Consider the following 25,654-nt stretch of genomic DNA (forward strand, 5'->3'; position numbering starts at 1 on the left):
AACCATTACAAATGAAAACAAACAACATATACACCCTTTTACTTTTTTTCTGCTTCTGTAGCTTTGGGGTAAAGGCACAACAAGTCCAAGAATATGACCCTTCCCGGGAAGGTACCTATACCATAAGTGAAGGCAAAGTAACAGAAACCCTGGTCACCCCCGCACCTGATATGCCATCAGCGGAAAATGCTATCCCAAAAGCTTCTAACTCCGGGATTGGTGAGACCGAAGCCAATTTTTCCATTTCCCTCTCCGGGGCAGCGACCTATAACATCCCCATAGCAGTACCCCCAGGTATTAACGGGGTTGTCCCACAACTAACTTTTAACTATAATAGCCAATCCGGAACCAACCTACTTGGGTGGGGCTGGAACATCTCGGGGTTATCTTCCATAACCAGAATCCCTTCTACCGTTTATCACGATGGTATTAACGATGCCGTAGATTTTGACAACCTTGACCGCTTTGCCTTAGATGGTAAGCGGTTAGTCTTAAAGAGTGGTACTTATGGCGGGGATGGCGCAGAATATCAGACGGAAACTTATTCTAACCTTACCATTACCTCCCATGGGACTTCCCCCTATGGGTCAAACTATGGTCCTGCATACTTTAAAGTACTGTACCCTGACGGGAGTGTTGCCTACTTTGGTAATTCCCCGGACTCCAATTCAAGATTGGAATATGGAATCACTACGATGACCAACCCTTATAAAGTAAGCATACAATATTCGTACGAAAAAGGCTTGGACACCAATCTTATTTCTATTTCTTCTATAAAGTATGGTGGTACGGGGACTTCCAGTATCAATGAGGTCAAGTTTATCTATACGGTCAGGGATAGGTTTGAAGAAAGCTATATAGGCGGGGTAGAGTTTGTAAGGAGGAACCTTCTCCAATCCGTCCAGGTATTGGCTAAGGGAACCGAATACAGAAATTATAGGTTAAGCTATGACCTTACTGTCTTCCTCTATAATCGGGTTATTGGATTGTACGAGACCGTTGGGAGAGCCGAGCATTCCGCTATTAGCTTTAGATATACCATACCGAATTTTTTTAAACAGTATAAAAGGACGGAAAGTAGGCTTGATGTTGGGAACCTAAACCTAGAGAACGCAAATATAATACCGTTAGATTTTAGTGGTAGGGGGGGCATGGAATTTATAGCACATGAGAAGAAAGACCCTACTAAACTATTTATACAGTTCGGTACCGACTTTACCCGGGGGGTGACCTTTAATAGCGGTAGTTTTACTAGGGTGTTCCCAACTACTACCAGGGATGAATCAAATAAAATTAGCCGGAGCCAAGGCTTTACTATATCTAAAGAAAGCCATTCCGAGGTAAATTTTCAAACCTATGCTTTATTCAAAAAATCGGTTATTGAACTTAGCCATGAGAGGAAATGGAAAAGACCTACCTATGAGTATATGCCGGATTGTGTTTCCACCTTTACCGAAACCATCCCCTTAAAATACGTTTCTGGGGATTTTGACGGGGATGGGCTAACTGATGTTTTAGCGCTTACCAATGCATATGATAGGAAATCTTGTAGGGGTCTTAAAAATCTTTGTAACTGTAGGGAAACCCCAATTAGTTCTTCCAGTGCAACGCTTATCAACCTGGATAGAAATATCACTTCAAATGCTATCAAAGACCTGGGGGAATGGACAACTAGCCTTGGTAGGTTTGATAAGTTACAACCAATCGACTTTAACGGGGATGGGAAAACGGATTTGTTACATATCTTCAACGGTGGCTATAAGGTTTACCAAATAGAGGATAGCAAACTAAAAGAAGTAACCAAAGGTAGCAACTCCCATATAAGGTTGGAAAAACCTATACTGATCGGGGATTATAACGGGGATGGAAAAACTGATTTTATGACGCCTATTGAAGCGGAATCCAATCAATTTTTAACCGTTTTCTCTACGGGTAAGGCTTACTTGGAAGAAATTAACAGTTATGGGTTTAAGTATTGGAATAACGAAAAAACTAATGTTGACTATACAGGTTATTTTCTTATTCCTATGGATGCCAATGGGGATGGAAAAACCGATGTGATTAGCTATACTTCTGTTGCTAATAGAAAATCCCCTCATTCAAGCACACAACGTGTCAAAGTTTTTTACAACCAGTTTAATTCTAATGCAGGGCGTAGGGCATTTTGGGAAAATACCCAAGAAATTAATATCAAATATCCTTTAAAGCGTTTTCCCCTAATTACTTTCTTTAACTCGGAACGGACTAATTACGGTTTACATTTTGCAACGCTAAATGATAGGACGGTACACTCCTATACCTTTGGGCTTGACCATACCAATACCACTACTATCAATACTATTGCCAGTAACGGGGTTAAGTATGACATCAACTATAAAAAAATGGAAAGCTTTAGCGGTGGTTTTTTTGGGTTCTACCAAAAAGGTACTAAGCAGGAATACCCCTTTGTGGATATAGCAGCTGCCCCATCCATCCGGTTAGTTAATTCTGTGGTCAGGAAAGTACCGGACAATAACAGTATAGAAGATGTTACCCAGGAGTTTGCTTATAGGGGCGGTGTTAGTGCCATGGACGGAAGGGGGTTCCTTGGCTTTACCAATGTAGCCCAGAGCAATTGGCATACCACCCCCAGGAACAAGATTTTCAACAACTATACCTTTAGCCTGGAACACAAGGGTGCGGTTAGCCAGTCTTATGTGACAAGGGGGTTTTTTAACCACGATGAAGTACCTGTTGACTATTTGTCTAAGACTATTAATGTATATACTTCCCAACTACTGCCAAATAAAGTATTTAAGCTTAAACTGGAATCCTCCACCAAACAAAACAACATCAATGGTGTGAGCGAATCCAAACACTTTGTATATGATAGTTACCTGAACCCTACCAAAGAGACTATAAACTATAACGGGCAAGGAAGTAAGGTAGTCGATATAAAGTACGCCAATAGCCGTGGTGCCCCCTACTACTTTGGGCGACCCTTAGAAAAAACCACCACTACCACTATTGGAAGCGAGCGTTTTACTACCAAAGAAGTACTAGAGTATGAGGGGTATTCTGTTAAGTTAAAGAAATCTACCGCCAATAACTCAAAAGCAAACCTGGAAGCTTTTGACTATGATGGTTACGGGAACCTAACCAAACAAGTTACCACTCCTGCTGGTGAAGTACCAAGGACGGTATCTTTTAAGTACGACCCTAGCCATAGGTTTATAGTAGAAGCAGTTGATGCCGAAGGTTTAAAAACAACGTATACCAATGATGACAGGACAGGTTCTTTGCTAACCCAAATTAACCCCTATAACCATAAAATGACTTATGAGTATGACCCCTGGAACCGGGTAGAAAAAGAAACGGACTTTTTAGGGAACCTGACTACTTATAAGTATGAGGAAGACAATACTTTTAATTATACGGTAACGGCAACCTCTAGTGATGATAGTTCGTCTTCGGTCACCTATGATGCTTTAAAACGAAAAGTTAGGGAGCAATCCAGGGGGCTTGATGGGGTTTGGAAAGGGGTTTCTTATAAGTATGATGAACTCGGAAGGTTATCGGGAGAGAGTGAACCGCACCTGGGAAGTAGCCCATCCCAATGGAATACTATTGGGTATGATGAAGAAGGAAGGGTAAAAAGCCAGACTTCTTATACCGGGGGTTCGACCCAATTTAGCTATAAAGGTTTGGAAGTTACTGCAACCGATAGAAATAAGACTGTTACCACCTTGTATGATGCCCTGGGCAATACCCTTTCAACTACAGACCCAGGGGGTAAAATTACCTTTACCTATTTTGGGAACGGAAATTTAAAATCGTCCAACTACAACTCCATGACCCAGGTGGTACAGCAGGATAATTGGGGTAGGAAGACAAAGCTTATAGACCCTTCGGCAGGGGAATATACCTATGAGTACAACGGATGGGGGGAAGTTACTAAAGAAACCACCCCAAAGGGTAGTGTTGAGTATACGTTCACCCCGACCGGAAGGCTAAAAAGTACTATTGGGCAAGGTGATGAAACTTATTATGACATAACTTACGATTATGATGATGACACAAAATTATTAGAATCGTTAAACTTTCTAAATTATATTGATCGAAATAACCAAACTATAACTTATGAGTACGATCAGTACCAGCGGGTAAAAGAAGTAAATGAATACATAAGAAATGATAGCTTTAAGAAAACCATTACCTACGATAAGTACGGTAGGCTTAGCCGGGAAGATTATGAAGCAAGTGCAGATCAGTTAAAGAGTAGTGCATCTATTAAGCAACTCTACGATAATTATGGTAACTACAGGGGTACCGATCAATACCAGATCAAAGAGAGTAATGCCCGGGGGCAGGCTACCAAGATAGAAACCATTGGCGGACAGGAGGTAAAAAACCAGTATGATAATTTTGGGTTCCTTAAACAAACTAGCCTAGCTGGAAAAGAAAAGGGAATTACCAGTATCATCAACGACTATAACTTTGAACCGATCCGGGGTAATTTACAAAGTAGGTCAAACCTTACCTATCAGGAGGATTATACCTATTCTAAAAATGAGCGTTTTGACTACGATGGTTTAGACCGGTTGGTAAGTGATAATGGGTCTATTACCAGTTATGGTAATGATGGTAGGATTACCGAAAATGTTAAAGTAGGTAGGTATGCCTATAGACCTGGCAATGATAAATATAAGATGAACGTTATCTACGTTCCTACCGAGAATACGCAAGAGGTTCGTGGCATGACCCCACGCTCCATTACTTATAATGCGTTTAAAGCCCCCGTGGAAATTAAAGCTACCAGGAAAGGTAAAAAGCAACAGGTATTTTTTAGCCACGGTCATAATATGCAACGGATCAAAGCTTACTACGGGGAAGGAGATAAAGCCAGGGTACTACTTCGATATGAGAAAACCTATTCTTCTATTGCCCCGGTTGAAACCATAAGGGACAAGGAGGACGGTACCACTAAGTTTATATTTTACCTCGGGGGCGATGCCTATACTGCACCAACGGCTAAAGTAGAACAGTACAAGGGCACGGTTAATATTCTTTCAGAAAGCTTGATCCTGCAACGCGACTATCAAGGGAGTATCTTAAACATTCTAAAAGTAATAGGGCAGGCAAACGGGGAGAGTAACGCAGAACTATTGGAGCAACGCCATTATACTGCCTGGGGGGTTGTGGATTACTTCTGGTCAAAGAGCGGTAAAAAAGTTATGGACAGGGGTAGTATCCTTGACCGGGGTTATACCGGACATGAACATTTTGATGAGGTTAGCCTTATCCATACGAACGGTAGGATGTACGACCCGTACTTGCAACGCTTTTTATCCCCGGATAACTACATCCAAGACCCTACCAACACTCAAAACTATAATCGTTATGGCTATGTCTTAAACAACCCACTTAAATATACGGATTGGAGTGGTGAAATAATTGATGGAGGTGAGTTCTATGAAATACCTTTTCTAGGTTTAGTATCACCATTTGTAATGGGGTTAGCTTTCTTTGATGCTTTTACCGGGAACAACACTTATCAAGACCTTAGAAATTTAGAGGTTGCAGATTGGATGGAAAACAACATTAATAGTTTAGGTAGAGATACAGAAAACTATTTAAACAATTTGAGAGGTGGTTTTGGGTTAGTTGACCTTGTAACGGATTGGATAAATAATACAGGTAATAGCTTTATTGAAAATTATTATAAGTTTACCAATGGGATTACAAGTTCTGACCCGCTAATGAACTCTAGCCCGGGGATTGGTGGCGCTTTAACTGGTGGTGTAATTAATGGAGCATTTGGCGATAATTCTATTCAAAGGTTACCAGAACGATTGAACTTTGAAGGAGTTAGAACCGTTGAGCAACAAAAGCAATTTTTACAAAATACTATAGATTGGTTCGGACATATCCAAAAGTTTGGGGGTCAAGGTCTTTCACCAGGCGATATCATTGATTTTTTTGCAGAACCCTTAACCGAAAAATCTTTTTCGGAAAAAATAATTGATGGGCTTAGAGATGCACTTGGAGGAGATTCTGATGGTGTTCACGAAGTGAATATTACTAATAAAGAAGGTAATTCTGTTGCAATAGGTTATTTCAGTAATGTTAGAAAATTTGCTCAAAATTATACGCTAAATAGTATAGATTTTGAAAGCAATTTAGGCGGTAGCAATTCCCATAGGATTAGTTTAAGATCCCATAGTACAGGTAGCGGTGTACCACAAGCAGTAGTATATCTTTACTTTTCAGGTGTAAATAGTAATTTATATGATTATATTGTTCAACAAATAAATCAGTATACACCACAGAGAGTTAAAATCACACCCGCTAAATAATTTATAATGCGAAAATTTATTATTGTTAATCTGATTGTATTAAGCTCTTGTATTCAAGAAAAAACGGATATAGATAAAGATTATTTATACGGAAGTTGGTTTAGTTTAAATGACAACTCCTATTCCGAGTTTTACTTTGAAGAAGATAATTATTATATATATGATATTAGAGCTGGTAACTTAGTTGAATATAGATATAAATTGAAAAATGATTCCTTATTTAGAAATTTAAGCTTAAATAAGAAGGAAGATGAAAATTTTGAATTTTACAGTTTGATTAAAAAATTCGATGAAAATCAAATTAATTTTAAATATAAATCTTTAATCAGATATCAAGATTCAATTTCCATTGAAAATTACATAAAAGGTGAAATTAAAAAAGACATTTATGATAGTACGGTAATAAAGCGTCTAAATTTTGTCAAAAGCCAAAGATGATATTAGAATATTGCATAAGGAGCAATTCTATACAAGATTGCTCCTTATTTAATTAATAAGTATTAAAAGAATAAACTCAAATAAAGAAAAGGATAAAGCCTTTCTATCTTGTAATACAGTCCGTAATATTATGATTATAACTAATATGTTTTTAACTATAATTTTAAAAAATTACCATTTATGCTGTATATAAAATCAATTTAAAGGTTATTTAAAATTACACCTCACAATGAGACATAAAATAAATATGTTCATACTTATTGCAACGGTATTTCTTAGTTGTTCAAAGAAGGAAGAGGAGATTAGTCCAGATTATTTACTTGGAAATTGGTTAGGAATTACTGATGGGTCTTATACTGAGTATTTTTTTGAGGATAATTACTTCTATTATTATTCCGTTAGTAGTGGTAATTGGACAAAAATGAGGTATGAAGTTAGGAATGATTCTATGTATAGAATTTTAGATTTTCCAGAAACGAGAAAGGAAAAACTGGAATTTTATAGTATACTAAAGAAATTTGATGAAAATCAACTTAACACAAGATTTGAAACCTTGTACCGTTATAGAGATTCAATATCTTTAGAAAACGCGGTTTATGATAGGATTGACTACGAAAACTATGATAAAAACGTAATGCGACGAGCTTCTGCCTTTGAAAAATACAAATAGGTTAAAATTAGAATTGTTATAGTAATCCTTCCTACTTAGTTGTAGGAAGGATTTTTTAAATGTAGTCAATGTAGTCGTGTAGTTTTTACGTTTTTTAAAATTTTAATACGTTATTTAAGGCTTTATCTGTTTCCGTATGGTCAAAATTACTTTGATGTCTCACAGTAGTGGTAATACTACTATGACGGTAATGTTTTGTAACATTGTATACTAACTTTATCCTGTACGACATGGACGAAAGTATTCCTTTCTAATTGAAAGGATAGCTTTTTGCTTATTACTGCTAATTCAGCCATCTAACAAGGTCTATATTAATTTTGGAGCCTGTACCATTTATTGCTTTAGTTAGAAATTCTGGTATTTAATGATTCCTGCTTCTTTGATTCAAAAGGTCTCGAAATCCGGAAGGAACACTAAAACAACTAAAAGAAAAAATCCTTAAAAGGGTGTATACCAAATACCAAAACGGGAACAGCGAACCCAGGATTATTAATTTTATAGAAATTCAATTGGCAGATATGTACCATAAGGTTTTAAAGGAATAAAGAACCAGCGCAATTTTTAAAATAAGAAAACAAGCCAAAATAGTATATAAATTGAACTGCAAGACAATTATGTGGAAGAATTATTTTAAAACCCCTTTCTGCTTTATTTATTTATAAAGTTCATTTTAAACTAAATAGACTAAACATACATACTTCTCGAAATAACCAATGCCATTATAAAACTAATAATTTCTTTAACCATTTGCATAATTTAACTTTTAACCATAATTTTATTACGGGAAAATTAGTTAAATAATCTACAATACTATACAACTTTTGCTTTTTGTAATACAATACATAAAATATTGTTCTTTATTACAGTAAGAAAACTTAAAGAAAGTATAAAGGAATAGTTTTTGAGATTTCCTATCATAACATACCCCAATATTAAACTGTAACTATTTATTATAAATACAGGTAAAGTTCAGACCCGTATTTATAAAACAAAAATAACTAGAAAACTCAACGAAAAAAGTAAGAGCAACTTAATCGCAAGTATCTATGGAGTACTTAAATGTTTTCTATGATATTTTCCGTAAGGATATGACTAACTTGTTATCAGGTTATTTACCAAGGGGAAAATATCAGAATTATCTAAAAAATCAATACCCTTACATTTCCACCCACTACTCTTTAACGGTAGTTAAACAACCTACTGAAAGTTTTAAAATTACCCGTAGCCAGGAAATACCATTTTACGAATATGAACAACACTGGACAAAGGAGGGTTTTAAAAGTTCTTATTTAAAAAATATAGATCCGGACCTTGTAGAATTCCTCTTTGAAAATACCCGAATCCGGCTTAACGAGTCGCAGGATTTTTATATAAAAGAAAAGCAGGATAGCGTATCCCTGGATATTTTTATAAACCTTGGGTACCGTACCCTTTCCAACCTGGAGCTTTGTTATTATTTCTATTACAGCAAAATGCAAAATGCTTACAAAGATATTACCGGGCATTTACATTCCTTATTCCTGGATGATACCCTATCCGAAGAACAGCTAGGAATAAAAATCAGGAAATACCAGTTAAAACTTAATTATTATAGTGCTACTTTGGAATCAAAGTACCTGGGTTCGCCCCCGGATAATGTTTCCTATCATAAGGGTATTCAGGATGTTTTCCGTTGTTTACACGAAACCATTGACCGTACTATCCTTTTTATGGAAGAATGTTGTTATAAATACCTGGATAAATGTTTAGGTATCTCCTATGAACAAAGGAAAAGCTTTATTCTTGAATATGACAAAAAATCCAAAAGGCTGGAACAGCATATTAAAAAGCAGGGGCTTCCTGAAGAAATCGAAAGCGAACTGTGCAAGCCTTTAAAAAAGATCAGTTGTGGTTTTCTAAAACACCTTACCTATGTCAAAAGGGATTTTTATCGGACCTATATAGACTTGTTTGAACGTTTGTTTTCTAAGTACGAAAACCCTAAAAACGATCAGGTATACCACCTTATTATTGCCCTTAATTTTAACACCCATATTATCGGGCAAGCACTAAGCCAGGAACTTTTAAAACGGCTCAGGGATTTTTCAAATGAACTAGAGGTACAAACCTATCTTTATAGACAACTGGCGCGGTTAGAAGAAATACCCGTTACTGGTAATATCAGTTATAACCCGGAGTTCCCTCAACTGAAAGCCTACCTGGTAGGTTATGTAAATAAAAGGATTGCACTTTCCCGGCAAAGACAAAAAGCACAAGGAATTTACGAAGTAAATAGCACAAATAAAAAAATCGGGGAAGTGGAAATCAAAGAGAGGACTATTTCAAAACGAAAAGTCAACCTGACCGTTTTTGAAATCTCTCTATTTGCCAGGCTTTTTTCTGAAATAGGGGTTATTGATTTAAATGATGGGGATAAAAAGAATTACTTTAAATTCCTTTCCAATATATACCGCTCTAAAGAAACTGACGAAATCTCGGTAAATAGTATCCGTAATGGGTTTTACGGGGCCAACGAGGAAACTATTAAACGTGTTCAATCCCATCTTATCGAGATGCTCGATTCTTTACGTAACCTGAAAGAAGGTAAAAAGGTGTCCTGATATAGGTAGGGTATTCTTAACCATTTTCAATCTGTTTCCTGGTTAAACAGCTATTAGTTATAGATATTTTTCACAGTTTTTTGTCATTAAAACCTTTAGATAAGTGTTAATATTTCCATAACAATTGTAACCCTCAGTGTTTACAAGGGTTGCTTAATAGTACGAAAAACCTCCTATTTATTAAACAATTTGTTGTACCAGCTGTGTACCACTAAAAATATTCAGCCTTATATATGTTAAAATTTATGTATTTATATCTTTTTAATATGCTGAATGTCAAATATTAAACCTGTTAAAACACAGGGTTGCACCACCCCTTTATAACTACCCTTTCATTTCTTTTTTGTCTTGTTTTACCATCATAATGTTGAAAGTAGGTACATAACCAGGCTTTAACGAGCTTGTTTTTAATAATCAATACGGCAGAGGATCCTTTTATTGCAAAACTGGTCGGGTTGATTTTAAAGTACCGCTCTCGCATTCATTTAAATAAATGTAGCATATAAAATAGTAAACAAGAGATATGGAAGTAATCATAATTGAAAGCGAGGCTTTCTACAAATTAATGGAAGAAGTAATGGGAACGGTATATAAAACAGTCCGGGAAGCCAAAGAAGAAGCTTTGAACTCAAAAGCAGTTTCCAAGGACTATGTAGGGACTATGGATGCCTTGAAGCTATTAGGGCTGAAAAGTAAGAAAAGGTTGTACCAACTTCGGGAAGACAAACTTATTGACTGGTATCAACATGGTCGCAGGGTACTTTATAGTAAACAGAGTATTATACGGTATATAGAAGGTCAAAAGGTCAATTAAATAATTAGTCTATGGGGGGATGATACCTATCTCATCCCCCCATAAACTAATTAGTTACCCTTAACAAAATTAAAAAGCATCCAAAATGAACAAAAAAGATCCGGCAGTACTGTGGTATACCAATGATTTCCTGGAAGGGACCGCAGACCTATCCCCTGAAGAGATCGGGGTATATACCATTTTATTATGTTACCAGCACCGTAGGGGGTTCTTACCTGACAACCTGAAAAAACTATCCAGGTTGGTACGCCTTCCCCAACCGGAGTTTGAAGCGATATGGGTAGAAGTAAGCCAAAAATTCGTTTCGTATGCGAGCGTGTTTAAAGAAGGTAGCGACTATGGTAGCGACCTCTTTAGCGATGAGCTAAAAAACAAGATTGTAAACCCCAGGATGTTCCTGGAATCCCGGAAGCGAACAAAATACCTCGGAAAAAAAGCGGTTTTTGCTGTCGTTGGAAACTGGTTCAGGCACCATCCTACGGCAAAAAAACTACGGAAACCTCAAAAAGAGAAAATAAAAAAGCAAATCGATTATCCTATGATCTTTGATAGCCTTCTAAACAAGGAACAAATTGAAATGTACCTTAACAAGATCGCTGATCGCTTCGCTAAGGGAAGTGATCAGCAAGCACTTTTTTTAGAAGATGAAAATAAAGATGTAATTGTAAATGAAAATGTAGATGAAAATGAAAATGTAGATGAAAATGAAATTGTAAATGAAGATGAAAATATAAATAATATAATAGAAGGCGAAGATCTAAAAATTGAAACTTTGGTCAGTAAAAATTTTAAAGAACGACTCGGCTTTTTCTTTGCTCAAAACGGGAATGCCCGTTTCCAGAAAGTGGAAGCCTTCCTTCAAAAACTGTATGCTCGAGGGGAACTAAAAGAATTTGTTGATCAAAGTGAAGCTTACATGGCTTATAAAAAAGCTTCGCAAGAACGTATCCATGGTTGGAGGGGGTATACCGGGGCGTGGAAACAAACGAATTGGAAAAGTAAATTGGCGCAGTTTAATTCAAACCTAAAATTAAATAAAAAGAAATTCTCTGTAAACCGATAGTGTAAAACAGTGGGGGTTTACAAGCCTTTATCCTGTCTTCAAAACGATTAATAAGAATAAAATCCAGTCGGATTTAAGCCGGTATAACCGGTAAGCCTAATAAGTTTCCCCGTTCGAAGTAGAATAAGCAAGGAAAACGGGTTTAAATATGTAATAACGCCAACTTATGATAATCAGTAGGACCATACTTTGGAAGCTTTTTAAAAAAGCCTATGTACTAGCGCATAACAAAAAGTTTGTAGAGACCCCGGATACCCTTGCCAATATCGCGCCAGTTATCGAATATTTCTCCATGCATGAGAATTTCTTCAGGCGAAAAGCCCTGATTACAAAAACCGGGAACACAAAACTGGTTCCCGGTTTTAATAAAGGTTTACTTATCGTAGGGGGGTATGGTAATGGAAAGACTACGATTATGGAAGCACTGGGTTTAGTCTTTGACCATTACCGGATGCCTATGCGCTTTAAAGGTTATAAAGCCCACAACCTGGTTACCGAATACGAACGGATCGGGGCGGATAAAACTTATCTGGAAAGTTCAAAATATCAGTTTTGCCACCGCCTTACCCATTGCAAAGGGTTATACATTGATGATGTTAAAAAAGAAAGGGAAGCTTCTAACTACGGGAAAGTAAATTTAATCCGGGATATCTTGGAAAAACGCTATGACCATAAACAGGGAAAAACTTATATCACCTGCAATTATCGCGAGGGGGATACAACAAATGACCTGGAAGATGCATTGGCCGAGTTCGGGGAACTGTATGGGGGGCATATCTACGACCGTCTGTTTTCCATGTTCAACATCCTTGAATTCAAAGGGCCTACTTTTAGAAGGTAATTTGGTGGAAAACATTCTTGGAAAACATATCTCAATAAAAGTGGTAAACCCATATTAAACGTAAAATGAACAGACGTTAAGAATAATGGAAAACTTATTCTATTCCAATCGCCAAATTCTGAAATTTAAGTTCTTTAACGGTTATAAATAGGGTGAAATCCCCCTTTATTTTAAAAAGTTATCCACTTACTTTTGAAGTACTCCAACTTGACGATCGCAATCATTATTTAATAAAACATTTAAAATTATAAAAATAATGGATTTAAAATATTTAAAAGAGCAACTTAAAAGTAATACCCGTTTATCGGTACCAGAACAGTTCAAGTTAAAAGAAGAAATACTTAAAACTGATCCATCGCTTATCTACCCTTGGTACTGGCTTGAACCCTGTGAGGTTAAAGTACTGATTGTTGTAGATGGGTTGAATTTTGGAATTTCAACAACAGGGTTATCAGGGTTCCTATCTATCTTCAAAAAGCTGGAACAGGAAAGCAATGTACATATCAATTACAAAGTGACCCTCGCAGACCGAAGAAACGTTAATATTAACGGACAGTCGATGCAAGGGGGCAACCCGGATTTTGATAAACGTGTTATTAATTTCAAGTTTGATAATGATCAACATTTTTCCGATACTATGTATGATCAAGTCTGGTTATTTGGAATTGCTTCTACTTCCAATTCTTTAACTAATACAGAAGCTAGTGCTATAGAAAGTTATATGAACAAAGGGGGTGGGTTATTTGCTACCGGCGACCATGGAGCTCTTGGAAAATCCCTTTGCGGTATTATACCCAGGGTAAAAGATATGAGGTATTGGGATGATACAACTCCAAGTCCTATTGATCCTTCAAATGAAGTAAGTATGAGGGGACCCCGAAGAAATGATACAAACCAGCCTAAACCTGGGGATGCAGCATCTACGGATTTTAGTAATCAGGCAGATGATATTCCCCAGACTATTCACGCCAAATTGTATAATGGCCTACCCCACCCTTTGTTAGCTATAAGTACTTCTATTGTACCTTCAGGTATTCTACAACAGATGCCAGACCACCCGCATGAAGGGGAATGTAAGCCTGAAACCGATTTTACCGTGACCAACCCCAAGACAGGGCAAAGTCAGACTATAAGAACACAAAATATTGCCATATCCTTTGTGACATCAGGAAACATAACAAATGGAAAAGTCCCTACTGACCCACACTGCTTCCCTTCTATATCTGTATTTGACGGAAAACAAGCAAATGTGGGAAGAATTGTTATTGATTCAACCTGGCATCATTTTGTAAACGTAAACCTTAATGGGTTGTTACCAAATTCCCTTGCTATCATCGAAGAGTATTTTAAAAATATAGCCAAGTGGATGACCCGAAAAAAAAATATGTTATGCTTGTATAAACGAATATTAGTTTTAGCAACTTTAAATGACAGAATCATGGAGTCCAATATGCAGAACCCGGACTTACCCCTTTCACAAATAAAAGATGAAGAATTAATATCCATAGGGACTCACGCGATACAGTATATGTCGGAAAACCATAATAGTTCATTTGGGATGGATTTTGCTATTTCTTTAATTGAACCTTTGTTACCAGATTTGACTAGAGAACTAAACCCATGGATAGAACAGAGGACTAATAATCATACAAGCCCATGGCTAAATCCTGAAGGTATTCTTCAATATGGTATAGGATCGGGTATTGTAAATCTTAGTGGGATCCTGGAGGCCAATTTAGATAAGCCTATTAGTCCTGAACTAGAAGAAGAAATCGATAGGGCTTTCTTCGATGGTGCCAAGGTAGGTATTAAAAAAGGGTTCTCTTCTTTTCAGGAATCCTTTTCTGGGTTTAATAACAATATTTCTAGGTTAACTACCGAAGATCATAAAGTATTTGGAAAAGTAACTGATGTAAAAGGCAATCCTTTAAGCGGTGTAGTACTTAAAGCTGTCGACAAAGATTTTACTGGTGAGAATTTATTAGGATCCAAGACCCTTACTGAAAAGGATGGTAGTTATAAAATTAATTACCGCCAGACAGATTTTGTGATCAACGGAAAAGAATCTGGAGGTGCTAATATTGTAATTTACGTTTATGACAAAGAAGGGGAGCTTATTTATACTTCAAAAGTTTATAATAACTCTCCAAAGGAAACGGAAATTAATATTGAACTGAATTAAACCTAAAAAACAATTAGGATCGATAGTAAAATAACTATTGTAAAAAATCAAACCCTTTCTCATTTCCTATATGAGAAAGGGTTTTCTTTCATGAACTAAAATACTTATGGCACATATTTTCTACTCTAAAACCCCGAATGCCCGATAAATTAATCGTACCTCCCAAGGGTATAACAACTGCCTTCTCCCGGTATCCAATTCTTCGATTTCCTTTAATTTCCTGCGCAACGTCTGCCGGCTAACCCCTAAAAAAATACTCAATTCCTGTTTTGTCATAAATTTTATCTGCATCTCCTATCGTGTATTAATAGCTATTAATGTGTATTGGTATTACCAAGCGTTACAAAGTGTAAAAAAACCCTCCAAAACCGTCCGTACAGCCCTAATTTACTACAATTTTTATAAAAAACAACCTTTATTACCCAGCTTGTATAACTCCCTTTTTTAACCCGTTTTTTCCACATTACTTTGACCTAAAACCAGTACGGAATGTTTAAATGGATTGCAGGTGGCCTAGCCGCTATTTTTTCGATACGGTACTTGTCCCTTTTACAAAAAGCAAGTGCCAATATCACCTCCCGGATCCGGGTGCGGGTGCATAAGGTGAATCTTATGGGTATCGAACTAAAGGCAATGGTACAATTGCAAAACCCGAACCCGGTAAGCTTGCGGATACAACACCCTTTTGTCAGGGTTTTGCATAAAAACAAGTTACTGGGAAGCTCCATTATAGAAAACCGTCTTATTGAAATACCTGAAAACAGTCAAAAGGACTTTGACCTGCATATACAATCCGCAGGATGGCTTACCCTGATCCAGGTACTGGGAACAGGGGTAGTTGGACTAATAAGGAAAGGGGACCCTGTCCGGATCGCTATACAAACCCAGATTATCTCAAGGGTTAATGGCCTGCCTTATGAACAAACCGATACCATTACCCTGCAACTCTGATGAAAGCACAACGTAAAAGACATATCGCTAGCACAAAGGGTTTTGACCACCTTATCCCACAGAGTATACGCAAGGACACGGTTATCGTAGGTCACGGAAAGGCAAGGCTGGAGGACACCCTGCAACTTATGCAAGTGGTCATACAACAGACGAAAGCAGATACTGCCCTTTTAGCAAAAAAGCTTACTGATAAAAACCTATATAAGACCTGTAAGGGGATATGGCATTTTGTATACCAACATATCCAATACAAGATGGATAAAACAGGGGTGGAACAAGTTCGCCGTCCCTCACGTACCTGGGCAGACCGGTTTACGGGCGTGGACTGCGATTGTTATACGGTTTTTATCGGGAGCATCCTTACCAATCTGGGGATCCCTTTTAAAATGAGGATTACCAAGTACGGGGGCAAGCACCACTTTCAGCACGTGTACCCTATTGTGACAACCCGGAACGGAAATATTATTATGGACTGCGTAACCGACCAGTTTAACTATGAAGTCCCTTATACCGAAAAAAAAGACATTGAAGCCCTGGGTGCTTTTGAAATCAACGGCTTGGGAATTTTATGCGGGGTAGATACGGTAGATATAAGCCTTGATGCCCTGGAAGAAACCCCTATCCCCTTGCGTGAGGTAGTAAGCCCGGCGGTAACGAAAAGAAATTACCCTGTCCGGAACAGGAGGGCAAAACTTCCGATGACCGCAAAACCTGGACGGGTACTCTCCCCTTTTCGCCTGGATGATGGGAAACAGATTAAAACACTGCCCGTAAGGAAAGATTTTAACCTGCTCAATTTTTTAATCCTATCCGGCATTTCCATAGCCGCAGGGATCGGGGTGCTAAAACTAGTGGGTAGCCATAAAAAGGAAAACAAAAGGACCCGGAGGGATAAACCAAATACTAAAAAGGGGCGCAGAGCCCCCTCGAAATAGAAATACTATGGAATTACACCGATTAGACGGCTTTGATGCCACAGGACTGGACGCACTGGATATTACAGATACGGTTGCCACTTACGGGATAGGTACGGTAGAACAGCCGGAGATTGCTTATGAGATATTGGATGACCATGGCAATGTAGTGATGTATGCCGATGTGGATGAGAATATATACGTTATTGACGGGTTGGGCGGGTTCTTTAAAAAGATCGGAAAAGGCCTGAAGAGGTTTGCTAAAAAAGTGGTCAAGCCTGTAGTCAAAACCTTTAACCGCTTTCTAAACCCGGCTACTATATTACTTAGGAACGGGTTTTTACTGGCCATGAAGATCAATATGATGAAAGTGGCAGAAAAACTACGGTTTGGTTATTTAAGCGAATCCGAAGCCAGGAAACGTGGCGGGGATATGGGCAGGTTTGCCAAAATGCGGAAGGCAGTTACCAAAGCTGAAAAGATCTACGAACTGGCAGGAGGGAAAAAGGAAAACCTTAAAAAGGCAATTTTAAGGGGTAAAGGGAATAAAGACCGGAAAGTACCCCTTAGCGGTTTCGCTTTGGGAAGCCCACTTGACAATGGGCAACCTGGCGTATTTAACGACCCCTTTGAAAAGTTTGTAGTAGAATCGGACGTGGATACGGTCGAAGCTTTTATCAGGGACGACTTGCAGGTAGAAGGATTGAGCGGGGTGGCCACCGGGACAGCTATTGCAGCTGCTTCCAGTGCTGTGGCAGGGGTGGCAGCCATCGTAGGGAAGATCGGGGATATTTTCGGGCAGGCAAAAAGCGTAAAACAACAGGCCAGTAGCATTTTTAAAAAGCCAAAAGCACAAGTAGCCCCGGCAAGGTTTAGCGATCCCCAGATCCCGAGGTTCCCTGTTCGCAATTTCACCCCTTCCCCTGCGGGGCGTACCTTGCCAGTACCTGTAATTTCCCAAAACAGAAGCTTGCTCCAAAATGACCCTGGTAGTTCCCAGGGAAAAGAAGGTTTCTTTCAAAAACATAAAACCCCCATCCTCATTGGCGCAGGCTTACTGGTTGTAGGCACCGGGCTTGCCATTGCCGTACGATCCGGAAAAAAGAAACGGGGCAGGCCTATTTCAGGAACCCCGGTTCGGCGGAAAAGTACCAGGCGAAAAAAACAGGGGGTACAAAGGGATGCCCTGGGGCGCTTTACCAAGGGTACAAAGACCCGGAGGAAAAGCAGGGCTACCAGGAAAGCCCCTGAAAAACTGGTGCCCAAAGCACTACTGTAAAATAATAATCAATATTAAAAACGCTAAGTATTATGAAATCAAACGCAAAAGATAGCCTGTTAGAGGTCGGAAAACACTTGAGTACCGGTGTTTTGGGAATGGTAGCCGGATCAGCGGTAGGAAGGTATTCACTTGCCCTGGGCGCGCTAACCATATTCGGGGGGGCTTACTACGGTAAAGACTGGGTTACTTCGGCAGGGGTAGGCATGGCATTCTCTAATGGTTTTTCTAAAAGGCCACAAACCACTAATGGTGTAGATGGTATAAGGGACAACCTGGACGATGCCAAAGACCGGGCAATAACCTCCCTAAAGGCCATTGGCAAAAAGTTATACCTGGACAAGCTCTCCCCTTCCCTGGCCCAAAAAATGGCACTCGGGGATATAGAAGACCGTCCCCTGGTATTTATGGGGTCTGAAGTAGCGGATACGGGCGACTTTGACACCGGGGAAGTAGATGAGATCATCCGGAAGATTGAAGCCGGGGAAGCCTTGCCCACCATTGATATCGGGCAAAGTTTTACCAATGGTACAGGCAATGATATCAACGGTATCGATTCCATGGAGTTAAACGGTGCCGAAGATATCTCGGAACTCAATGCCGTAGCCTAGTAGCAACAGGCACATACACATAAAACTATTAAACCTGTCTGTCGGCAGGCAGAAAAAAGACTTTTAAACGAAAAGACATGATGAAAAAAAGTTCAAGATCGCAATTCCTGGAAATTGTAAACGCCCATATCTCCCTCAGGGACCAGGCAAAAAAGTTTGACCCTGCCATGGTAAAGGTAGCTACCGGGATCAAAGAAGGAAGGTTACAATTAGCTGATACTGCTTACTATTCGATCAAATTTGCGGGTAACAAGGCCAATATCGATATGTTCGAAACCCAGGATGCCAAAGAAACCGGGATCACCAACGTGACCCAGGCCAAACTTCAAAAAGACCGCTTGTTCCTATGCAACCGGATTATCCTTTTGGCTGCACAGATTGAGGGTGACCTGCCCGGTAGTGATTCGGAACTAAAGCGGGTCATGAAACAAACCAATTTCGGGAGTATTAAAGGGGTGGCCGGGCTTCAAAACGGGGTGTTCTCACTTATCGCCAATAAAAAGATCATTATCGATGAACGCCCCATGCAGGAATTTGCCACCGATGGCAATACCCAGATCAATGTAGGGACCTACTTTCTGGAAAGCCCCCGTTTCATAAGGGACGACGAGGAATTTGAATTCAATATCGAACTTGGGGAGGATGCCCCGGAGAAAGCACTGATCAAGGTTGTCCTTGCCGGTACTGCAACCGTCCCTGCGTAAGCCTTACGTGCTATTGGTCAAAGATTAGAAAAACTATTTTAAGAAAAATGTGGTAATAATGGACATGGAAGAAAAGCAACATACCAAGGAAACCAGGGTGGTTTTTTCCTTTAGAATGGAGAAACAAAACGGACTGGTTAGCATCGATACTTTTGAATTACCAAAGCATACCAGGTATGTAAGGGGGATCCAGCTGTTATCCGATTATCCGGACCGCTTGTACTACCGGGGGAAGCAACGTATTGAAATTGGCGGGGAGGAACTCTTCCCGGATGGCTTCGAGAGCAAAATACTGATGTCATCCCTTAGTGTGGCGCCCAGGGAACGCTTCTTTGAACTGGGCGATGTACTACCTGGTGACCTGTCGGTTAAAGTACGGTTTGAGGATACGGATCATACCAAGGCAAATTTTGATACCGGATATATGGTCACCCTGATCCTCCTTATTCAACAGTCAATATAAACAATACTATGAAGTGCATGATCAAAACAGTAAAACATACAGGTAGCAGGGATAAGGTGGTACGTAGGGAGTTTATCCCTATCACCTTTACGGTGGAAAGGGAAGGGCAATTTATAAATGCGGAAGCGAAACTTCCCTTTGCCACTTCCAGGGTAAATGCCCTTTTGGTTACTTCCAGGGTTGAACACGACTGTAAGGAAGGCGCACCTCCCCCACGGTATTTCTATGGATATTCGGATAAGGTGATTACCGATGCTTCTTTCAGGAAGCTGAGCAACGGGGCTTTGTTTGATCCGCCATATCCCCCGGATACGGTTTTCAAGGGGTTTGGCAGAAGGTGGTATTTCGCCTGCCCTAAAACGGAAAGCTTTCCTGTACTGGTAGAAAATGGTTACTACCGGGACCTTGTGAACCCCTTAGAATTACCCCTAATGTTTGAAGGGTATTGCGGTCCGCAACCCTATTACTTATGGACGGGGGAACTGCCCGGGGAAGGGATCGGGGAAGCCCTGTTTTCTTTTAACCCACCAAGTTAAAATCGAAGGTTATGATATTGGGAACACTTTCATTATTTCAGAAACGCGGGATCTTCTACAAAGAACAACAGCTACATTCAGGGGATGCTTTTTCCAAAGTGATCGAAAAGGAGCTAGCCCCGGACTTGCAACTTGGACTTCCGGATATCCCGGATAAAGAGCGGTTGCTTCCGGTAGATGAGCAAGGGGATACCGATTATATAAAGGCTATTTACGAAGATCAGGGACAGGCAACCTATCCCTACAAGGTCACGGTATGGTTACTTATCGAGGCTACCTGATCCATTTTAAAATCAGTTTTCACACCGGAAACAACAAATTTAAATGTACTAATGAGTGAGGAATTTGCATTACAATACGCAAAGCAAAGGGCCAAAGAGCGGGGCTACGACAACTATCGCATAGTCTACCGCGAATTTGTAATCCCGGCAAACGGGACCTTGAAATTTGAGGCATATAATGAAATCTGGCTTATCACCCATATTACCTGGGGGCTTATCATCAAGTCGGATTACGGAAGGTACAACCATTGGTATGCCCGGGGGGTTATTGAAAATGCCCACGAGCATGGGGATCAAATTGAAATTGTCAATACCCGGAAATACCAGCGTACCGTCCGGTTTTTACAGGTGATCTTAAAAACAGCTACGCATGACAGATCGAAATAAAATGATGGGGTCTATCCGGTTAAATGAAGACCAGCTTGCCGAAATGCAGCAAATGGGCTTTACCAATGCAAGTGCCTATGTGCGCCACAAATTGCGGGAGGGAACTTCTAAACTAAAGGAACTGCAGGCTACCGCCAATCAGGATGGGGTACGGCATTTGCCGGTTGCAACGCCCCCCAACCCATCTGACCCCCAACTGAAGGATCAGTTGACCATACAGCGGTTATCACTGGAGAATAGGCAACTCCAGGAAAAACTGGAGCGGGCCAGCAAGTCTAATGAAGAGGCTTTAAACGGGGTACAACTCCAGGTGCATTCCCTGTTACAGGAAGAACTCCAGAAAAGGGATTACCAGCAGCTTAAAGAATCGCACGCAAAAGGCCAAAAAGAAATAGAACAACTCCAAAAAGGGGTTGAGCAGGCTAAAAAGGAAAACGAAGAAAAACAGAAAGAAATAGAAAACCTGGTCAAAAAACTTGGTTTTGTAGAATTAGGCAAGGCCCTGCTCCCAGGGGCAATTTCCGGGTTGGCCAAACAATACCCCAATCAGATGAAAGGGGTTGCAGGTACCCTGGGAAGGCTGGGCCTAAATGAAACGGGGGCACCTGGCAATAGTGAAGACGGGGATTACCTGCTCCAGATTTTAAACCACCTTCAGGAGGTATTTACCGAAGAGCAATTTGAACAGGTTATCCAACTGCTGATACAACTGGGGGAACAGGTCAGGGAGGACAGTAGTTTAATTAGTAAAATAAAGTATTTCCTGAGCCAAAGTACCCATTCCCCCAAAGGGGAACAGGCAAGTCCCCATCTTAACGAAACAGAATTATAACTTTAAAACTGCCCGGGTCAAAGACCCCTTTTAGGGATAGCGGGCCAAATATTATGAAGACACCGATCACCGTACAGATAGAAGTAAAAAACCAGGCCGAAGCCAAACGGGTGCAAAAGGCCCTGGAAACCATCAACAGGAATTTTGGGGCTAAAGGCATTATCAAAATGGAGCAACTCTTCCTTACGGACGCTTTTATCCGGAACCTGGTAAAAATGAAACTGGCGTAGCTGGTAATTCCTAAAAGTAAAGTACTATGGCACTTCCTGCACTTGCAATACAGGCTATTAAAAACAAACCCGGGATTAGCTTGGGAAAAAAGGCTACCAACGTCCTTTTAGCTACGGGAATGGGGGTGGCCGCCTTTTGGGGGGTCAGGGCGTTATGGAGGGCGCTTAAAAAAGACATCCGTGAGGGCCGGGCCCTGCAGGAAGGTGACCCTTCAAATTATGCTATCCGCCTGGTCATGGCCTTTGAAAATGATAATGCCTTTGGATGGGGAACAGATGAGGAAGCTTTATTTATGGTCCTGGAACAAATCCCTACTGCCAGTATGATGCGAAAGGTAAACCGCGCCTATAAGGATTTGGAAAACCGCAACCTCTCGGCAGATTTGCAGAGTGAACTCACCACGGAAGAGTTCGCTATTGCCAACGAAATTATTAATTCAAAACGATAAAACGATGCAACAAAATATAACAGCTGTCGCACCACGGAAAAAGAAAGCAAGAAACGCAACCACAAAGCCAAAACAGCCAACTGGAAAGAAACTGTCCCAACGGCAGGTCTTGATGATAGGCCTGGGGGGCGGGGTGGTTTTAGGGTTGGGGTTTTTAGCTTATACCCATTTTAAGAACAAAGCAGCTGCAAAAAGGGGGCTTACCCTGGATCCAATTACTATCCCAGCCCGGGATGTTGTAACTACAATGCCAAACTTGCCTGTAGCTACCCTTAACTTTCCCTTAAAGCGGGGTGCCAGGGGTGCTCTGGTATCCATGGTCCAGAATGCACTATTGGCTAAAGGCGGGCAACCTGCACTGATCATCAGGGAGACCAGCTTCAGAAATGGAAGGGTGGACGGGATATTTGGTAGTGGTACCGAGCGTGCCCTGCGCGCAGCAGGGTTCCCTTCCGCCATCACGCAATCTGTTTTTACCACTTTGGTCGGCAAAAACAGCATTTCAGGGTTTGACCCGGCATCTGTTTCCAGGGAACTTATTGCTGCTGCTAACAGTAGGAACCTCTTCGGGGTACTTGGTGGCTTGAAGAAGATAGGTTCCGTAAGCCAATATCAACAGGTCAGCACTTTTTTTCAAGGGGTACGCATTACAGGCATAAAGGTTACTTCCCTGGTAAACGCCTTGTTAAGTGTAGCCTTTAAGCAAAAGGAACTGGAAAAAGTAAAGATCAGGGCTGAATTCAGGAGAATGGGTTTGAAACAAAATCCAAAGGGGGTATGGTTTATCCCCGGGCTTAACGGTTCAATGGGTATGTTTGACAGGGACCATGATAAAATTGAAAGGGAGTGGGATTTGGCTATTGCCATAAAACCTACGCTTTTAAAGTCAGCCGACGGGTCTTTTATTGTACCGGAACTAAAACCCGATACGGTAGTAGGGTATATTACGGGGATAGAAAACGGGATCACCCGGATCCTTACCCAGTCCGGGGAAACAGTCTTTGCCCCCACCAGGAACCTTTCTTCCATATAGCAATGATCGAGAACTTTTAACAGTGTGAATAAAAAATTAATGTGAAACCTAAAAACAAAACGTATGAAAAAAGTAAAACAGTGGTTACGCCCTGTATGGGAAAAACTAAAGCCGTTGTATGGTTATTTCAAGGTATGGAGGGAACTGTCCTCCCTGGCAGTAGGGTTTATCGTATGGGTGCATAGTGCGGTATTCCTCCGGTGGGTAGACCCGACGGCAGGGACTTATGATGCCGGGGTATTTCAGGTGTACCTCTTTGCCATTATCGGGATTTTTATCCTGCACGGGATCGTACGTATCCTGATGAAGCTGATCTGGCCCACTTCGGAAAATTACCTTGACAACCATTTTAGAAACGATTTTAACACCATTACACCATGGCAAAAGCTAAAATTATCCACCTTTATTTTCTTTGCTTTCTTATTTGCAGTAGCCTTGTTGGCCAGGGCTTTGTAAAGCCCCCTCAAGTACCTCCGGCAACGGAAGGTGAAATTAGGTTGTGCCTTAAACAGCTCTATGATTCCCAGGTAGGGGTACGCGAATACGAGGGTGCCAACCGGGGGGCTCATGTCGAGATGTACCTGGCAAGTGTAGAGCTAGGACCGGGGTATGCCTGGTGTGCAAGCTTTGTTTCCTGGTGCTATCAGAATGCCGGGGTAACCGCTCCACGTAGTGCGTGGGTCCCTAGTTATGCACTTAAAAGTAAACGGATCTATCACAGGGGGAAATTCGAATTAAAAAGGCCACAAAACGGCGATGCATTTATGATCTGGTACCGTAGCAAAAACCGTCCCGCCCATATCGGGTTTGTAGATGATTGGGGGGAGGACTGGGTCATCACCGTGGAAGGGAACACCAACGACAAGGGTTCCAGGGAAGGGGACGGTGTCTATCGCAAACGAAGGCTAAAAAAACAGATATGGGCAGTCTCCGATTTTATTGGGTCAGGAAAACAGGTAACCAGGAAATAATGATAAAGTAATGCTTGCAAAGAGTATACAGATATTAAGGGGTAAAGGGTACAGGATCTACAGGGAGCCTTACAAGCTCAATATTGTAGGCTACCGTAGCCGTTTTATAGGCAGCAACCGTTTCGACGATGAAATCCACGTGTTCTATACCAATGACAATGGGAAATGGGTTTATCATATATTCCGGGCCACTACCGATCCTGGACAGTACTGGCTGGATAACCCCATGCACCCGCAGGGGACTGCATTCCTTAAAAAAGGGCAATATATTGATGCTTACAGTATTGGGTTGCACCGGGGGGTCTACAGTGCGCTTGTACAGACCAGGCCCGTAACGGTGATCCGTAATTATGAGCGTAAAGGACTATTTAAATGGTTTGAGTCCGGGGTTCAGGATACGGGAAGGTTCGGGATCAATATCCACCGTGCCAGGAAACAGGGGGTGACCAGGGTTATTGATAATTTTTCTGCCGGGTGCCTGGTGTTTGCCAATGCTTCTGATTTTGACCGTTTTATGCAAATTTTAGGTCAGCACCGGAAACGCTACGGAAACTCTTTTACCTTGACGCTGGTAGATTTCAGGGATGAACGCAGGAGGAACCTGCAACGGATCGCCTGGGGGACGCTCCTTGTAACCGGGGGATGGTTGGCCTTCTCCCTTCGGCAAACACGGAACAATAATTAAGTACGCAAGATGAAGGTTTCAAAAAATACAGAAAAAGCGGGATGGACTCTTGTCGGGAGTATGCTGGGGTTTATCGTAGCCAAAAGGTACGCCCCCAAAGAAACCTACCCTTTCATCCTGATCGGGGGGTTTATAGGGACTTGTCTTGGTGAGGAACTGGTTAAAGATAAGGAAATAGTAACCCCCTTACAAAAATCAAATCAGACATCCAATTGATAATTGAAAATGAATGGATTAGGTTCGTAATATTTAAAAGTATAACTACATAACAAGTACAAATGAAAGATGCTGAATTACAAAGAAAGAATGAACAACTTGATGTCAAAAGTGCTATCAAAAAGCTTCCCATTATTTTAAACATCATAGTATAGAAAGTATAGAAGTA

At 40.6% G+C, this 25,654-nt stretch carries 26 protein-coding genes; 25 read left to right on the top strand and 1 reads right to left on the bottom strand.

Annotated features, from left to right (window positions below; translation table 11 throughout):
- Positions 1-11: 11 nt before the first annotated feature.
- The 8 genes from NBT05_RS02535 (at position 12) to NBT05_RS02570 (ending at position 14,943) form a co-directional block, all read left to right on the top strand.
- A complete protein-coding gene (locus NBT05_RS02535) occupies positions 12-6,335 on the top strand; it encodes an RHS repeat-associated core domain-containing protein (RefSeq protein ID WP_265771854.1) in 6,324 nt (2,107 codons plus the stop codon).
- Positions 6,336-6,341: 6 nt separating this feature from the next.
- Positions 6,342-6,773, top strand: coding sequence for a hypothetical protein (locus tag NBT05_RS02540; protein WP_265771855.1), 432 nt, complete (start codon positions 6,342-6,344; stop codon positions 6,771-6,773).
- 229 nt (positions 6,774-7,002) lie between these two features.
- Positions 7,003-7,443 (top strand): hypothetical protein, encoded by a 441-nt coding sequence (locus tag NBT05_RS02545; protein WP_265771856.1) that lies wholly within the window; start codon positions 7,003-7,005, stop codon positions 7,441-7,443.
- 1,046 nt (positions 7,444-8,489) lie between these two features.
- On the top strand, positions 8,490-10,043 hold the full coding sequence (locus NBT05_RS02550; RefSeq protein ID WP_265771857.1) for a hypothetical protein: 1,554 nt from the start codon (positions 8,490-8,492) through the stop codon (positions 10,041-10,043).
- A 523-nt stretch (positions 10,044-10,566) separates the two neighbouring features.
- Positions 10,567-10,857 (top strand): hypothetical protein, encoded by a 291-nt coding sequence (locus NBT05_RS02555; RefSeq protein WP_265771858.1) that lies wholly within the window; start codon positions 10,567-10,569, stop codon positions 10,855-10,857.
- An 85-nt stretch (positions 10,858-10,942) separates the two neighbouring features.
- Positions 10,943-11,920 carry a DUF1376 domain-containing protein gene (locus NBT05_RS02560; protein ID WP_265771859.1) on the top strand — a complete coding sequence of 326 codons (978 nt, stop codon included), beginning with the start codon at positions 10,943-10,945 and terminating at the stop codon, positions 11,918-11,920.
- A gap of 166 nt (positions 11,921-12,086) precedes the next feature.
- A complete protein-coding gene (locus NBT05_RS02565) occupies positions 12,087-12,761 on the top strand; it encodes a hypothetical protein (protein ID WP_265771860.1) in 675 nt (224 codons plus the stop codon).
- Between the two features lie 256 nt (positions 12,762-13,017).
- Positions 13,018-14,943 carry a hypothetical protein gene (locus NBT05_RS02570; RefSeq protein WP_265771861.1) on the top strand — a complete coding sequence of 642 codons (1,926 nt, stop codon included), beginning with the start codon at positions 13,018-13,020 and terminating at the stop codon, positions 14,941-14,943.
- Positions 14,944-15,063: 120 nt separating this feature from the next.
- Here the strand turns inward: NBT05_RS02570 and NBT05_RS02575 are convergent, their stop codons facing one another.
- The gene (locus NBT05_RS02575) at positions 15,064-15,219 is read right to left on the bottom strand and encodes a hypothetical protein (protein ID WP_265771862.1); all 156 of its coding nucleotides are present in this window, start codon (positions 15,217-15,219) and stop codon (positions 15,064-15,066) included.
- Between the two features lie 213 nt (positions 15,220-15,432).
- Between NBT05_RS02575 and NBT05_RS02580 the strand changes: the two genes are divergently transcribed.
- The 17 genes from NBT05_RS02580 (at position 15,433) to NBT05_RS02660 (ending at position 25,485) form a co-directional block, all read left to right on the top strand.
- Positions 15,433-15,894, top strand: a complete 462-nt coding sequence (locus tag NBT05_RS02580) for a hypothetical protein (protein WP_265771863.1) — start codon at positions 15,433-15,435, stop codon at positions 15,892-15,894.
- A complete protein-coding gene (locus NBT05_RS02585) occupies positions 15,894-16,829 on the top strand; it encodes a hypothetical protein (protein WP_265771865.1) in 936 nt (311 codons plus the stop codon). The genes NBT05_RS02580 and NBT05_RS02585 overlap by 1 nt, the downstream gene beginning before the upstream one ends.
- Positions 16,830-16,836: 7 nt before the next feature.
- A complete protein-coding gene (locus NBT05_RS02590) occupies positions 16,837-18,087 on the top strand; it encodes a hypothetical protein (RefSeq protein ID WP_265771866.1) in 1,251 nt (416 codons plus the stop codon).
- Between the two features lie 32 nt (positions 18,088-18,119).
- Positions 18,120-18,698, top strand: a complete 579-nt coding sequence (locus tag NBT05_RS02595; protein WP_265771868.1) for a hypothetical protein — start codon at positions 18,120-18,122, stop codon at positions 18,696-18,698.
- A gap of 77 nt (positions 18,699-18,775) precedes the next feature.
- Positions 18,776-19,402, top strand: coding sequence for a hypothetical protein (locus NBT05_RS02600; RefSeq protein WP_265771869.1), 627 nt, complete (start codon positions 18,776-18,778; stop codon positions 19,400-19,402).
- A 58-nt stretch (positions 19,403-19,460) separates the two neighbouring features.
- Positions 19,461-19,865 (top strand): hypothetical protein, encoded by a 405-nt coding sequence (locus NBT05_RS02605; RefSeq protein ID WP_265771870.1) that lies wholly within the window; start codon positions 19,461-19,463, stop codon positions 19,863-19,865.
- Positions 19,866-19,882: 17 nt separating this feature from the next.
- Positions 19,883-20,401: a hypothetical protein gene (locus NBT05_RS02610; protein ID WP_265771871.1), complete on the top strand. Its 519-nt coding sequence runs from the start codon at positions 19,883-19,885 to the stop codon at positions 20,399-20,401.
- A gap of 11 nt (positions 20,402-20,412) precedes the next feature.
- Positions 20,413-20,682 carry a hypothetical protein gene (locus NBT05_RS02615; RefSeq protein ID WP_265771872.1) on the top strand — a complete coding sequence of 90 codons (270 nt, stop codon included), beginning with the start codon at positions 20,413-20,415 and terminating at the stop codon, positions 20,680-20,682.
- 51 nt (positions 20,683-20,733) lie between these two features.
- Positions 20,734-21,069 carry a hypothetical protein gene (locus tag NBT05_RS02620; RefSeq protein WP_265771873.1) on the top strand — a complete coding sequence of 112 codons (336 nt, stop codon included), beginning with the start codon at positions 20,734-20,736 and terminating at the stop codon, positions 21,067-21,069.
- A gap of 91 nt (positions 21,070-21,160) precedes the next feature.
- Entirely contained in the window at positions 21,161-21,901 is a 741-nt protein-coding gene (locus NBT05_RS02625) for a hypothetical protein (protein WP_265771874.1), read from the top strand.
- A gap of 53 nt (positions 21,902-21,954) precedes the next feature.
- Complete coding sequence (locus NBT05_RS02630) at positions 21,955-22,131, top strand: hypothetical protein (protein ID WP_265771875.1); 177 nt, start codon at positions 21,955-21,957, stop codon at positions 22,129-22,131.
- A gap of 26 nt (positions 22,132-22,157) precedes the next feature.
- Positions 22,158-22,580: a hypothetical protein gene (locus tag NBT05_RS02635; RefSeq protein ID WP_265771876.1), complete on the top strand. Its 423-nt coding sequence runs from the start codon at positions 22,158-22,160 to the stop codon at positions 22,578-22,580.
- Positions 22,549-23,613 (top strand): peptidoglycan-binding domain-containing protein, encoded by a 1,065-nt coding sequence (locus NBT05_RS02640; protein ID WP_265771877.1) that lies wholly within the window; start codon positions 22,549-22,551, stop codon positions 23,611-23,613. Before NBT05_RS02635 ends, NBT05_RS02640 begins: the two co-directional genes overlap by 32 nt.
- Before the next feature lie 114 nt (positions 23,614-23,727).
- Positions 23,728-24,069 (top strand): hypothetical protein, encoded by a 342-nt coding sequence (locus NBT05_RS02645; RefSeq protein ID WP_265771878.1) that lies wholly within the window; start codon positions 23,728-23,730, stop codon positions 24,067-24,069.
- Between the two features lie 119 nt (positions 24,070-24,188).
- Positions 24,189-24,584 (top strand): CHAP domain-containing protein, encoded by a 396-nt coding sequence (locus tag NBT05_RS02650; RefSeq protein ID WP_265773198.1) that lies wholly within the window; start codon positions 24,189-24,191, stop codon positions 24,582-24,584.
- Positions 24,585-24,594: 10 nt separating this feature from the next.
- Positions 24,595-25,269: a hypothetical protein gene (locus NBT05_RS02655; RefSeq protein ID WP_265771879.1), complete on the top strand. Its 675-nt coding sequence runs from the start codon at positions 24,595-24,597 to the stop codon at positions 25,267-25,269.
- Between the two features lie 9 nt (positions 25,270-25,278).
- A complete protein-coding gene (locus NBT05_RS02660) occupies positions 25,279-25,485 on the top strand; it encodes a hypothetical protein (protein ID WP_265771880.1) in 207 nt (68 codons plus the stop codon).
- Positions 25,486-25,654 lie beyond the last annotated feature (169 nt).

Source organism: Aquimarina sp. ERC-38 (assembly GCF_026222555.1).
Classification (GTDB): domain Bacteria; phylum Bacteroidota; class Bacteroidia; order Flavobacteriales; family Flavobacteriaceae; genus Aquimarina.

What these genes read in the sequence shown, in the direction of transcription:
- NBT05_RS02535 (WP_265771854.1), top strand. Translation starts at nt 12, where the DNA reads ATGAAAACAAACAACATATACACCCTTTTACTTTTTTTCTGCTTCTGT.
- NBT05_RS02540 (WP_265771855.1), top strand. Translation starts at nt 6,342, where the DNA reads ATGCGAAAATTTATTATTGTTAATCTGATTGTATTAAGCTCTTGTATT.
- NBT05_RS02545 (WP_265771856.1), top strand. Translation starts at nt 7,003, where the DNA reads ATGAGACATAAAATAAATATGTTCATACTTATTGCAACGGTATTTCTT.
- NBT05_RS02550 (WP_265771857.1), top strand. Translation starts at nt 8,490, where the DNA reads ATGGAGTACTTAAATGTTTTCTATGATATTTTCCGTAAGGATATGACT.
- NBT05_RS02555 (WP_265771858.1), top strand. Translation starts at nt 10,567, where the DNA reads ATGGAAGTAATCATAATTGAAAGCGAGGCTTTCTACAAATTAATGGAA.
- NBT05_RS02560 (WP_265771859.1), top strand. Translation starts at nt 10,943, where the DNA reads ATGAACAAAAAAGATCCGGCAGTACTGTGGTATACCAATGATTTCCTG.
- NBT05_RS02565 (WP_265771860.1), top strand. Translation starts at nt 12,087, where the DNA reads ATGATAATCAGTAGGACCATACTTTGGAAGCTTTTTAAAAAAGCCTAT.
- NBT05_RS02570 (WP_265771861.1), top strand. Translation starts at nt 13,018, where the DNA reads ATGGATTTAAAATATTTAAAAGAGCAACTTAAAAGTAATACCCGTTTA.
- NBT05_RS02575 (WP_265771862.1), bottom strand. Translation starts at nt 15,219, where the DNA reads ATGACAAAACAGGAATTGAGTATTTTTTTAGGGGTTAGCCGGCAGACG.
- NBT05_RS02580 (WP_265771863.1), top strand. Translation starts at nt 15,433, where the DNA reads ATGTTTAAATGGATTGCAGGTGGCCTAGCCGCTATTTTTTCGATACGG.
- NBT05_RS02585 (WP_265771865.1), top strand. Translation starts at nt 15,894, where the DNA reads ATGAAAGCACAACGTAAAAGACATATCGCTAGCACAAAGGGTTTTGAC.
- NBT05_RS02590 (WP_265771866.1), top strand. Translation starts at nt 16,837, where the DNA reads ATGGAATTACACCGATTAGACGGCTTTGATGCCACAGGACTGGACGCA.
- NBT05_RS02595 (WP_265771868.1), top strand. Translation starts at nt 18,120, where the DNA reads ATGAAATCAAACGCAAAAGATAGCCTGTTAGAGGTCGGAAAACACTTG.
- NBT05_RS02600 (WP_265771869.1), top strand. Translation starts at nt 18,776, where the DNA reads ATGATGAAAAAAAGTTCAAGATCGCAATTCCTGGAAATTGTAAACGCC.
- NBT05_RS02605 (WP_265771870.1), top strand. Translation starts at nt 19,461, where the DNA reads ATGGACATGGAAGAAAAGCAACATACCAAGGAAACCAGGGTGGTTTTT.
- NBT05_RS02610 (WP_265771871.1), top strand. Translation starts at nt 19,883, where the DNA reads ATGATCAAAACAGTAAAACATACAGGTAGCAGGGATAAGGTGGTACGT.
- NBT05_RS02615 (WP_265771872.1), top strand. Translation starts at nt 20,413, where the DNA reads ATGATATTGGGAACACTTTCATTATTTCAGAAACGCGGGATCTTCTAC.
- NBT05_RS02620 (WP_265771873.1), top strand. Translation starts at nt 20,734, where the DNA reads ATGAGTGAGGAATTTGCATTACAATACGCAAAGCAAAGGGCCAAAGAG.
- NBT05_RS02630 (WP_265771875.1), top strand. Translation starts at nt 21,955, where the DNA reads ATGAAGACACCGATCACCGTACAGATAGAAGTAAAAAACCAGGCCGAA.
- NBT05_RS02635 (WP_265771876.1), top strand. Translation starts at nt 22,158, where the DNA reads ATGGCACTTCCTGCACTTGCAATACAGGCTATTAAAAACAAACCCGGG.
- NBT05_RS02650 (WP_265773198.1), top strand. Translation starts at nt 24,189, where the DNA reads ATGTACCTGGCAAGTGTAGAGCTAGGACCGGGGTATGCCTGGTGTGCA.
- NBT05_RS02655 (WP_265771879.1), top strand. Translation starts at nt 24,595, where the DNA reads ATGCTTGCAAAGAGTATACAGATATTAAGGGGTAAAGGGTACAGGATC.
- NBT05_RS02660 (WP_265771880.1), top strand. Translation starts at nt 25,279, where the DNA reads ATGAAGGTTTCAAAAAATACAGAAAAAGCGGGATGGACTCTTGTCGGG.